Source organism: Mesotoga sp. Brook.08.YT.4.2.5.2., from assembly GCF_003351125.1.
Classification (GTDB): Bacteria; Thermotogota; Thermotogae; order Petrotogales; family Kosmotogaceae; genus Mesotoga.
This window is the reverse complement of the sequence record NZ_JPGZ01000026.1, coordinates 1-6545: the sequence shown is the minus strand read 5'-3', so window position 1 is coordinate 6545 and position 6545 is coordinate 1. Positions and strand designations below refer to the sequence as shown.

The 6545-nt window shown below is 46.7% G+C and carries 5 protein-coding genes and 1 pseudogene; 1 reads left to right on the top strand and 5 read right to left on the bottom strand.

Features of this window, described 5'->3' with window-relative positions; all coding sequences use genetic code 11:
* Window positions 1-1089: 1089 nt before the first annotated feature.
* From Q502_RS06445 to Q502_RS06430, 4 genes are all read right to left on the bottom strand, one after another.
* A complete protein-coding gene (locus tag Q502_RS06445) occupies window positions 1090-1494 on the bottom strand; it encodes a putative toxin-antitoxin system toxin component, PIN family (protein ID WP_099829711.1) in 405 nt (134 codons plus the stop codon).
* Window positions 1478-1726, bottom strand: coding sequence for a type II toxin-antitoxin system Phd/YefM family antitoxin (locus Q502_RS06440; RefSeq protein WP_099829710.1), 249 nt, complete (start codon window positions 1724-1726; stop codon window positions 1478-1480). Before Q502_RS06440 ends, Q502_RS06445 begins: the two co-directional genes overlap by 17 nt.
* Window positions 1727-2528: 802 nt before the next feature.
* A complete protein-coding gene (locus Q502_RS06435; protein WP_099829709.1) occupies window positions 2529-2792 on the bottom strand; it encodes a hypothetical protein in 264 nt (87 codons plus the stop codon).
* 608 nt (window positions 2793-3400) lie between these two features.
* Window positions 3401-4642 carry a 2,4-dienoyl-CoA reductase gene (locus Q502_RS06430; RefSeq protein WP_099829708.1) on the bottom strand — a complete coding sequence of 414 codons (1242 nt, stop codon included), beginning with the start codon at window positions 4640-4642 and terminating at the stop codon, window positions 3401-3403.
* Between the two features lie 275 nt (window positions 4643-4917).
* Between Q502_RS06430 and Q502_RS06425 the strand changes: the two genes are divergently transcribed.
* A complete protein-coding gene (locus tag Q502_RS06425) occupies window positions 4918-5826 on the top strand; it encodes a LuxR C-terminal-related transcriptional regulator (RefSeq protein ID WP_099829707.1) in 909 nt (302 codons plus the stop codon).
* Between the two features lie 310 nt (window positions 5827-6136).
* Here the strand turns inward: Q502_RS06425 and Q502_RS14280 are convergent.
* A pseudogene (locus tag Q502_RS14280) lies at window positions 6137-6545 on the bottom strand (IS1634 family transposase); the annotation flags it as partial.

The window sequence follows — 6545 nt, the reverse complement described above, 5'->3', positions numbered from 1 at the left end:
CTGTTATCCCGTAGAGCCTGCCCTGGAATTTGCTCACTTTGTCATCCCGTGATGCTTCTGCACGGGATCTGGTTTCTCTCCTTGTTCTTCGTAGTCTCGAAAAGGGTTTCTCTCGAAGCGAAGCTTCATCTCAAACTCAAAGTGACTTCTCGCTCAAAGAACCGCTGTGCGCTTAAGAACAAGAACCCGCTGGTCGCTGGAAGTTCCGCTGTACGCTTAAAAGCGGAGAACCCGCTGTACGCTGCTCAAAACAACGTTGTCCGTCAACGGTCCACCGTCCACCGAAGATCCGCTGTGCGCTTAAGAACGAGGACCCGCTGATCGCTGACGAAGACACGTTGGCCGTAAACGGTCCGCCGTCCACCGAAGAGCCGCTGTGCGCTTAAGAGCAGAAAACCCGTTTTACGCTGTAAATAGCCAGAACCCTGGACACGCCTTCAACGCTCTTTTTCATTCTTTGTCAAAGAAGAGAGAACGTCTAACGCAGAATCGTTCCCGCATCTTGGAACCGATTTTTCCTTTCGGAGAACGGTGAACCGATAACGGATAACCGTTCCTGCGACTTGCAACTTGTCCCTTGCAACTGTTTCAAAGACCGAGATCCTGGCCAGGAGAAGTTTCAGGATTACTTGAAGGAGTGTCATCCCTTGAGGCTGGCCTGATGAGCACATCTTCGGTCATCCCGTGATGAATTTGCACGGGATCTCGCCCGGAAGAGCCGCTTTGCGCTTAAGAACGAGGACCCGCTGAGCGCTGTAAAACATGGTTGGCCGTTGACCGTTCAAGATCATGAACCCATTCACCGAAAAGGCCGCTGTACGCTTTAAAGCGGTGAACCCGCTGAACGCTGTTTAGAGCCGTATTTGTTGAAATGAATACTAGATCTTGGAATACATCTGGGATAAAATCCTTGAGAGCATTTAGAATAGTGATTGCTCAATCTTCACCAGACTCCAGAACCGAGAGCCGATTTTTTAGCTCTTGTTCTTGAAACTTGCAACTTGCATCATGGAACTTGCAACTCTCGGTCTTGGAGAACGGACGGCGGACGGAGAACGGACAACGTCTCTTTCGCTCTTTTGCGGACCATCAAAGATAATCACTTAGGTACTGGGATGGGGTCTTGCAGTTAACATTGCCGCGCAGCGCACTTTGCAGACAAAGCTTGTCTCCTGTTATAAGCAAGGCATCACGGGCGCCCGCTAATGAGATAAAATGATTGTCCGGAAGATCTGTGCTGAAACTAATTAACTGGTAGTCATCGACAATCTCTACAATCTCAATATAATACTCTATGAAGTTGAAAAGACTCTCTAAATCAACGTTTCTGTACTTTTCCTTTTTTTTAAGTCTTGCTACGAACCTTCTCAACTCTTGTGGGAATATTACTGGTTCGATTACCCCCTGCTCGAGTGCCTTCACGACGACCATGCTGCAAGTCTTAGAGCCGAGTGCTGCTGAAATCACGACGTTTGTATCAACGACGACCTTCATCTTTCATCTCTCTTCTTACCTCGTCAAGAACTTCCAACCCTTCTTCTTCGCTGAGTCCAATCTTTCTGGCTTCTTCTTGGGCCTTTGAAAGATAGTAGTTCATCAAGTCCTCCTTAGAAACCGGTGATATCTTCATCACCGGAACGCCACGCCTAAGAATCAGAAGCTCCTCTTTTCCGTCAACAATCTCACTGAACCTGTTTCGAACGTCCCTAACATTAACCGTCTTCACAATCATCACCTCGATATTATTGTATCACTTATGTGATCCTTTGTGATACACAAGTACACACTAATCATCGATGAAACTAACTTCACCTCGCCATCTTAGCAGGGAGTTTAGGATGAGCGGCCATTCATTCCTATGGAAGTCACTAGTCATGGAATCCAGAAGGTCATTTGAAATAGTCATATTTTGAACTGAAGCTGGATTTGGATTGGCGTTGCGGGTAGAAAGATGCTAATCAATCTCAGATGACGGATCGTGGTTCTCCCGCTTTGGGCGAACAGCCGTTCGCCCCTACAAAAAAACTGTATGATCTTATGACATTGTCATCCCGGTAAGCCTGGGCGATTAGAGCACCCATAAATCCCCCCCATTCTGTTATCCCGTAGAGCCTGCCCTGGAATTTGCTCACTTTGTCATTCCGTGATGCTTCTGCACGGGATCTCGCCCTGAAGATCCGCTGTGTGCTTAAGAACGAGAACCCGCTGATCGCTGGAAGTTCCGCTGCACGCTAAAAAGCGGAGAACCCGCTAAACGCTGGAAGAGCCGCTGTGCGCTTAAGAACGAGAACCCGCTGATGGCTGTGAAATACAGTTGACCGTTGACCGTTCAAGAGGAAAAAAATCTGTTCTTCGTTCCAGAGCGAGGATCTGTTCCTCGTTCTTGGTAAAGATCACATTGTGAGAGGATGCAGATCCTTTCTGAAGCCCACCAGAATGACCGAAAGCAAGAAAAGACCGTCATCCCGTAGAGCCTACCCTCGAATCTCCTCATTCTGTCATCCCGTAGAGCCTACCCTCGAATCTCCTCATTCTGTCATCCCGTAGTGGTTCTGTACGGGATCTGGTCTTGAAAGCGCACTAAAGATCGAGATTCTGGCCAGGTACACGCCAGAATAACGGGATGCTATGTTTTCCACTAACCTGAAGCCTTCATCCCGAGTCAACCGTGTTGATCCCTTGTTTCTCATCCCGGAGAACGGTTCAACTGTGAACCAGCTTCTGTTGCTCTTTCCAACCTCCAACCTGCAATCCCCGACCCCGGGCTTTTTTTCCCTTACAACTTCCATCATGGAACTTGCAACTCTCGATGTTGGAGAACGGTGAACCGATAACGTATAACCGTTCCTGCAACTCGCAACTTGTCACTTGCAACTGTTTCAAAGACCGAGATCCTGGCCAGGAGAAGTTTCAGGATTACTTGAAGGAGTGTCATCCCTTGAGGCTGGCCTGATGAGCACATCTTCGGTCATCCCGTGATGAATTTGCACGGGATCTCGCCCGGAAGAGTCGCTGTGCGCTTAAGAGCAGAAAACCCGTTTTACGCTGTGAATAGCCAAAACCCTGGACACGCCTTCAACGCTCTTTTTAATTCTTTGTCAAAGAAGAGAGAACGGCTAACGCAGAATCGTTCCCGCATCTTGGAACCGATTTTTCTCTCTCGGTGGACGGCGGACCGTTGACGGACAACGTCTCTTTCGCTCTTACGAACCAAGAACAAAGCTCCTAGCTCCGGAACGAGGAACTTGGGCGCAACGCGTCGGAACCGATCTTCCGATACCGCTCTCTGCACGCTCTTATGAAGGAAGAACTGCTCCTGTTCCTAAAATGGAGTCCCTATTTTACTGTCCGTCCTGTATAAGAACGATGCAGGATGACATCCCGACATCTAAATCAGTGATTATGTGTGCTTTTCTTTGAGAAGTCCCTCTTCTTTTCTAACTTTCATCAGAGCTTCGGTGTACGGTTTGTTGTAAACACAGCAACCGACATTCATCTGACGTATAAGAAGCTCGATACAGTTGTCGCATGCAGTGCACCACTTTATTTCGTCTTCTCTACCTTCCATTAGTTTTGCCGGAAGGTAAGGGTCTGCAAAGGACTGTCTGCCCAGAGCTACCATATCTACGTACCCGTCGTTTACGTTCTTATTACCCCAGTACCTGAAGGTATTCTTTTCTCTCTCGACCGCCTGGAAAGAGTTCTTCCCGTCCCGGAAGATAGAGTATGCCGAGCCGATAACAACGGTTTCAGGCTTCAAGTTTTCTTTGAGGACCTTTGAGAAGTAATGATGGAGGTAGGCGTAGTCGGGTATCTTCCTATCTGGCTGTGATAGTGCAAGAGTAATCGACGGGCTTCCTGCAGATTGGAGAATGTAGTGCGCACCCCTCTCTTCAAGACCTTTGCAGAGCGCTATCGATTCGGTCAGATCCATAACTGCAGTGTCAGGCCCGGCGCTTCCGCAGCCTCCTGGAAAGCCTTCCCATACGGAGACTTTTGAACCGATTATGAAATTGGGATCGTTGACCTCTCTGACGACTCTTTCGATTAGTTCAAAGGCAAAGCGGCTTCGGTTTTCCCAGGAACCTCCATACTTCCACTTTCTATCATTGTAAGGGCGTAACAGCTGGGAGCCTAAATAGCCGTGAGAAAGCTTAAGGTCGACGCCATCGGCACCGGCATCGTGACAGATCTTTGCTGCCAGAACGAATTCGTCCAGAATCCGTTCTATGTCTTCCTCGCTCAGCAACTCTCCACCAAAACCGGCAAGCGGCTTCACGCAGACGCGCTTCGAAAAGGCTGGATGGCTTAACTCCCCCGAATGTGTTAGCTGGAAGATAAAGATAGTGTCTTTGTTGATGTTCTTCATTTTTCGAACAAACTTTGTCAGAGCCTCTTTGTTTCTAGGCATGATGCTGAGCTGAGTCTTTCTGCCGCGACTCTCGTAAGTAACTGTTATAGCTTCGAGGTCTATCAGACCGGCCTTGCCCTCGAAGAGTTTCCTGTAACGTTCGTAGGTCTTTTCGGTGGGATTTCCTTCTTCATCTGAATCACAGCATTCCATTGCGTTGATTACCATTCTGTTCTGAGCAACCCGGTTTCCGATCTTAATTGGTGTGAAGAGAACTTCCTTTTCGGACATAAAGCTATTACCTCCCTCGTTATATTTTCCCCGCGTCACAAAGCAAAAAGCAAATCCTCCGGTATCTTATGATAGTATTATTCGGATTACTGGTACAATACTGGTATTACTATATAGTTGTACCAGCATGAGACTGGCAGGTATCACCTGTGTCTATCATGTGATAGGAAACATGACGAATCACCTAAAAAGCTCACTAAATTTGATACTAGGCCATTGCCGTGGGATAATTCGAGTATTGTCTACGAAATAAATGCACCGAAGGAGCGTGTTAAATGCCAGGTCTTTTTTCGGAAAATACCAGTGAAGTGAAGAGACCGTTGACTTCTATACCAGGTATATATCTTTCCAGAGATTCGCTAGAAAAGTCTAGCATACTGAATAGCCGCGAGCTTCTGGTCTTCATTCTGGAGAGCATTCAGGACGGCGTCAGTATTTTGGATGTCGATATGAGAATAAGATACGTTAACAGCTCGATCAAGCACTGGTACTCCAGCAAGCGAGCGATTGTCGGTAGAAAGTGTTTCGAGATATACCACAACCGCAGTAGTCCCTGCGAAAAGTGTCCGGTGCTTCGAACGATGGAGAGCAAGAAGTCCGAAGTCGAGATCGTTCCATATCAGGCTCATTCGGTTAGTGACGGCTGGCAGGAGTTGTTTTCCATTCCGATCTTCAACAAGGACAACGAGCTCATAGCTCTTCTGGAGTACGTGCGAGATATTTCTCTTCAGAGATTTGTCGAGTACAAACTGATAAGCGTTCTTGACAGACTCGACACTATAGAGAAGAGGAACGACCTTCTGACCAGTCTTCTCAGGCGGACCGAAGAGGAAAAGGATGAGCTGGAGAAGACCATCATGGGCAATATGGAACGCTATGTAAAGCCAGCACTGGATTACTTGAAGAGGCACACCGACGAAAAGGATGTCGAGTTTGTAGAGGGTCTGATAAAGGAGATAATGCACCCTGTTACAAAAAAACACTCTTCTATTCTTGATAATCTCACTTCAAGAGAGATACAGATAGCAGAGTTCATAAGAGAAGGAAAGACCAGCAAAGAGATAGCCGAAATTCTCAGTGTAACCAAGAAGACCGTGGACTTCCACAGGGCTAATATCCGAAAGAAACTTCCCATAAAAGACAATAAAGTGAACCTGAGATCGTATCTGCTTTCTCATCAATGATTTCCGATATACTCCAGCTAGACGGAAAGGAGGCGATTCTTCTGAAAGCGATCAGGTTTCCTTTAATACTCTTAATAGTTGTCCTTTCTTCGGTTCTGATTTTTGGTCAGGCTGTCGATACAACTCAACGCCGTTATTGATACAGAAGTCTCGTTCATGAGTGAAGGCGGTTTGATCCGCGGGAATATCTCACTGCCTGTAACAGAACTCCCGGATATACCCTTGAGTTTATCACTTAATCTTCTGAAAACAGCTAAACAAGCGAAAGTATTTTTAGAAACGAAGAATGTTGCCACTACAAACTCTGTATTCAGAGAGTGAGTTCTTCTTGAGGCGTTACCTTGTCGGGTTGTGTTATCTTCATTAATGAAAGAATCTTCGAAGCAAGGGGTAGTGATTTCGCTTTCATGTAGTAACTTTGCTCACCATGGCTGAACTTCATCACTTTGAGTGAGTTTATCGCTCGTTGTATCTCCTGGGTTGAAGTGTGTATTCCTTTCTTTCTCATTCTGAACTCAAGCTCTCTTTGCACCAAGAATGCAAGGAAACAAACAACGAAATGACCCTTTATCCTTCTTGGTGTCCAGTGGAACATCGGTCTCACTTCAAGATTGCTCTTCATTATCCTAAAGGATTCTTCTATCTTCCATAAATCATGATGCTTGGATAGGATCGTTCTTGGATCAACCTTCTTCTCACTTGTCTGGATAGCATAGTAT

What these genes read in the sequence shown, in the direction of transcription:
- Q502_RS06445 (WP_099829711.1), bottom strand. Translation starts at nt 1,494, where the DNA reads ATGAAGGTCGTCGTTGATACAAACGTCGTGATTTCAGCAGCACTCGGC.
- Q502_RS06435 (WP_099829709.1), bottom strand. Translation starts at nt 2,792, where the DNA reads ATGATGGAAGTTGTAAGGGAAAAAAAGCCCGGGGTCGGGGATTGCAGG.
- Q502_RS06430 (WP_099829708.1), bottom strand. Translation starts at nt 4,642, where the DNA reads ATGTCCGAAAAGGAAGTTCTCTTCACACCAATTAAGATCGGAAACCGG.
- Q502_RS06425 (WP_099829707.1), top strand. Translation starts at nt 4,918, where the DNA reads ATGCCAGGTCTTTTTTCGGAAAATACCAGTGAAGTGAAGAGACCGTTG.